The organism is Dietzia sp. DQ12-76 (genome assembly GCF_014145045.1).
In the GTDB taxonomy this organism is placed as follows: Bacteria; Actinomycetota; Actinomycetes; order Mycobacteriales; family Mycobacteriaceae; genus Dietzia.
Genome location: NZ_JAALDV010000205.1, coordinates 1 through 3,551, shown reverse-complemented (window position 1 = coordinate 3,551; position 3,551 = coordinate 1). Strand labels below are relative to the sequence as shown.

The window sequence follows — 3,551 nt, the reverse complement described above, 5'->3', positions numbered from 1 at the left end:
GGCTGGCGTCCGCGCGGACGGAGGCATCCGACCGGGTTGCCGCGCTCCGGACCGAGCTCGCAGCCGCGGAGTCCGAGGTCACCAGGCTCGGGGACGCCGCGCACCGCGACGAGGTCGTCCGGGCCCAGCTCGAGGTCAAGGTGTCCGAACTCGAGTCCGCGGTGCTGGAACGCCATGGCATCGAGCCCGAGGCACTGGTCGCGGAATACGGACCGGAGGTGCCGCTTCCACCGTCCTCGCTCGAGATCGAGGAGTACGAGGCGGCCCGCGAGCGCGGTGAGGACGTCACCCCGCCCCCGCCGATGCCCTACCACCGCGCCGAACAGGAGCGTCGGCTGAAGCAGGCCCAGAAGGATCTCGCGACCCTGGGCAAGGTCAATCCGCTGGCGCTCGAGGAGTTCGCCGCTCTCGAGGAGCGGTACGCGTTCCTGTCCACCCAGCTCGACGACGTCAGGAAGGCCCGGGCCGACCTCGAGGGGGTGATCGACGACGTCGACGAGAGGATCGAGCAGATCTTCACCGAGGCGTGGGTGGACGTCGAACGCGAGTTCCGGGACGTGTTCTCCGTGCTGTTCCCCGGCGGAGAGGGCCGGTTGATCCTCACCGATCCCACGGACATGCTGGCCACGGGCATCGAGGTCGAGGCCCGGCCGCCGGGGAAGAAGGTCAAGCGGCTGTCCCTGCTGTCCGGGGGGGAGAAGTCGCTGACGGCCGTGGCGATGTTGGTGGCGATCTTCAAGGCCCGGCCCAGCCCGTTCTACGTGATGGACGAGGTCGAAGCCGCGCTCGACGACACCAACCTGCGCCGACTCATCGGATTGTTCGAGCAGCTGCGGGAGACAAGCCAGCTCATCGTGATCACCCACCAGAAGCCCACGATGGACGTGGCCGATGTGCTCTACGGGGTGTCCATGCAGGGTGACGGCATCTCCAAGGTGATCTCCCAGCGCATGCGCTGACGTTCGGCGGGCCTCGCGGTGCCGGGCGTCAGGAACGCCTGAACAGCGCGCGGAGACGCTCCCGGTTGACCACCGCGATCGCCCGTAGCGGGATCCCCGCCGGGCACACCGTCGAACACTCGCCGTAGAGGGAGCAGGACCCGAACTCCTGATCCGCCGCGCGGACCATCTCGCGCGCCCTCGAACCGCGTTCGCGGCTCGCCACCGGCATGAGGGCCAGATGCCCCAGCTTGGCACCCACGAAGAGATTCGCCGATCCGTTGGGGCAGGCGGCCACACACGCGCCGCAGCCGATGCAGGCCGCCAGATCCAGTGCGGTCTCCGCCTCCCGGTGGCCCTGGGACGTCACATCGGCGTCGGGGGCCGCCCCCGCGGGCAGCGACACGTGGGCCCCGGCCTCGGCGATCCGGTCGAGCGCGGAACGGTCCACCACGAGGTCCCGGATCACGGGGAACACTGCCGAGCGCATCGGTTCGATGCGCAGGGTGTCGCCGTCGGAGTAGGCGTCCAGGCGCTGGTGGCACGAGGGGGTGTTCTCCGCAGGGCCGTGCGGACGGCCGTCGACGCTCACCCCGCACGCGCCACAGATCCCCTCCCGACAGTCGGAGTCGAACGCCACCGGCTCCTGCCCGTCATCAATCAATCGGCCGTTGAGCACGTCGAGCAACTCGAGCAGGCTCATCTCCGGTTCGGCGTCCGGGACGGCGTACTCCTCGTACGCGCCGGTCTCCTCGGGACCGGACTGCCTCCACACGCGCAGGGTCAGTCTCACGATGCCGTCCTCATGGCCGTCCCGGGTGCGGTTCTCATCGGTAGTCCCTCGTCGTGAGCTCGACCGCGGTGAACTCGAGCGGTTCGGCGTGGCGGGTGAACGTGCGCGGGCCGCCCCGGTCGTCGCCCTCGGACCCCCAGACGGAGACGAATCGCCACTGGTCGTCCCGGCGCAGTGCCTCACCGCCCGGGGTACGGTGTTCGTCGCGGAAGTGGGCACCGCACGACTCGTCGCGGTCCAGGGCGTCGACGCACATCAGCTCGGCCAGCTCCAGGTAGTCGGCCGTCCGGCCGGCCAGTTCGAGCACCTGGTTGAGGTGCCCCCCGGTCCCCGTCACCCGCAGGTCGGACCAGAACCGGGTCCGCAGGTCGCGGATCCGATCGATCGCGGTGGAAAGACCTTCGGCGGTGCGGGTGACCCCACACCCGGCGTAGAGGATCTCGCCCAGTTCGCGGTGGAAGTGGCCGGGTCCGGTCGAGCCGCCCACCGCGAGCAGCGCATCCACGCGGCCCCGGGCACGGGCCACGGCGGCGGTGACCACCTCGTCGTCGTCGTCCGGGGGGTGGTCACCGAGGCGGGCGGCCAGGTGAGCCGGCACCGAGTACGGGAGGGTGAACCAGCCGTCCACGCTGGCGCTGAGCAGGGAGTTGGCGCCGAGCCGGTTGGCGCCGTGGTAGGCCCAGCCACACTCGCCGCCCACGAACAACCCGGGGATCGAGGTCTGGAGGTCGTAGTCGCTCCAGAGCCCTCCCATGGTGAAGTGGCAGGTGGGCGCGATGCGCATCGGAACGGAGTACGGGTCCTCGCCGGTGGCGTGGGAGTACATGTCGAAGAGGTTGCCGTAGCGTTCGGCGATCCGTCGCCGCCCGCCGCCCGCGAGAGCCTCCCGGAAGTCCAGGTAGACCGAGTTGTGCCGGGGGCCCACCCCACGCCCGTCGCGGAGCTGCGCCGTGATCGCCCGTGAGGCCACGTCGCGGGGGACCAGGTTGCCGTAGGCGGGGTAGCGGCGTTCGAGGAAGTAGTCGCGATCGGAGTCCGGGATCTCGCCGGGCGGCCTGTCGTCGCCGGCGCGCAGCGGCACCCAGATCCGGCCGTCGTTGCGCAGTGACTCGCTCATGAGAATGGTCTTGGACTGCCACGCCGAGTCCTTGGGCAGGGCGGTGGGGTGGAACTGCACGAACGACGGTGAGGCGAACAGCGCCCCCCGCTGGTGAGCCCGCCACACGGCCGAGGCGTTGGAGTTCACCGCGAGCGTGGAGTCGTGGAAGACGTTGCCGTAGCCACCCGTCGCCAGCACGACGGCGTGGGCGGTCTCGGCGCGGATGCGTCCGGTGACGAGATCGCGGACCACGACCCCGTGACATCCGGCCTCGTCGACGATCAGATCCAGCATCTCGTGACGGGTGTGCAACCGCACCGAGCCGGCCCGGATCTGCCGCTGGAGGGCCTGGGTGCCGGCGATCTGGAGCTGCTGCCCGGTCTGTCCGCGGGAGTAGTAAGTCCGTGAGACCTGGACCCCGCCAAACGATCGCGTGGACAACACGCCCCCGTACTCCCGCGCGAACGGGGTGCCGATCGCCGAGAAGTGGTCGATGACGCGCGCCGACTCCTCGCCCAGCCTGAACGCCTCGGCCTCCCTGCCCCGGAAGTCACCACCCCTGACCGTGTCGACGACGAAGCGGTGCAGACTGTCGCCGTCGACCCGCCGCGCGCGGGCGGCATTGATCCCGCCCTGGGCGGCCACGGAGTGCGCGCGCCGCGCAGCGTCGTGGTAGGTCAGCGCGGTGACCCGATACCCCAGCTCGCCGAGCGCGGCCGCC

At 70.7% G+C, this 3,551-nt stretch carries 3 protein-coding genes; 1 reads left to right on the top strand and 2 read right to left on the bottom strand.

Annotation, left to right across the window (positions count from 1 at the left end; genetic code table 11):
- Positions 1 to 959 (top strand): AAA family ATPase (locus G6019_RS08105; protein ID WP_182627369.1); only part of this gene is annotated, 959 nt, incomplete at its 5' end.
- 28 nt (positions 960 to 987) lie between these two features.
- Here the strand turns inward: G6019_RS08105 and G6019_RS08100 are convergent.
- Together G6019_RS08100 and G6019_RS08095 are read right to left on the bottom strand one after the other, a co-directional pair.
- On the bottom strand, positions 988 to 1,731 hold the full coding sequence (locus G6019_RS08100) for a succinate dehydrogenase/fumarate reductase iron-sulfur subunit (protein WP_107756653.1): 744 nt from the start codon (positions 1,729 to 1,731) through the stop codon (positions 988 to 990).
- Between the two features lie 34 nt (positions 1,732 to 1,765).
- The coding region (locus G6019_RS08095) for a fumarate reductase/succinate dehydrogenase flavoprotein subunit (RefSeq protein WP_182613013.1) at positions 1,766 to 3,551 on the bottom strand (1,786 nt) is incomplete at its 5' end.